Annotated in this window: 2 protein-coding genes; both read left to right on the top strand. The window is 30.0% G+C overall.

The annotated features are described in order from the left end of the window. The first annotated feature begins 30 nt into the window (after window positions 1-30). Complete coding sequence (locus EHC72_RS22535) at window positions 31-237, top strand: DUF2683 family protein (protein ID WP_131539970.1); 207 nt, start codon at window positions 31-33, stop codon at window positions 235-237. Next, window positions 228-417: Txe/YoeB family addiction module toxin (locus EHC72_RS22530; protein ID WP_131539969.1), on the top strand; the 190-nt coding region annotated here is incomplete at its 3' end. The genes EHC72_RS22535 and EHC72_RS22530, both read left to right, overlap by 10 nt.

Here is a 417-nt window from a genome sequence, read left to right as displayed (position 1 = left end):
ATAAACTAACTTTGTAAAAATTATAACACTATGGAAGCGATAATATTACATCCTAAAAATAAAACCCAATTATCTATTTTGAAGAATTTAGCAAAGGAAATGGGTATGTCTTTTGAAACAAAAAAAGAAAAAGAAAGTCCTTATAGTGCTGAATTTGTTGCGAGTATATTACAGGGAGATGAAGATTATAAAAACGGAAAGTGTGTTAAAATAGCTTTAGAGGATTTATGGAAATAGAATACACTCCGTTAGCAAAAGAACATAGAGAATATTGGAAAAAGTCAGGTAATTTAGCTGTTCAGAAAAAAATATCTGCTTTGATTGAAGATATTATAAAACATCCTTACGAGGGTGTCGGAAAAGTTGAAGAATTAAAATATGAGCTAACAGGTAAGTGGTCGAGAAGGATAACACAAG

This window comes from Pedobacter nototheniae, assembly GCF_004335085.1.
In the GTDB taxonomy this organism is placed as follows: domain Bacteria; phylum Bacteroidota; class Bacteroidia; order Sphingobacteriales; family Sphingobacteriaceae; genus Pedobacter; species Pedobacter nototheniae.
This window is presented reverse-complemented; position numbering and strand designations above follow the sequence as displayed.

Bases quoted from the DNA above. Each gene is read 5' to 3' on its own strand.
- EHC72_RS22535 (WP_131539970.1), top strand. From the start codon at position 31: ATGGAAGCGATAATATTACATCCTAAAAATAAAACCCAATTATCTATT.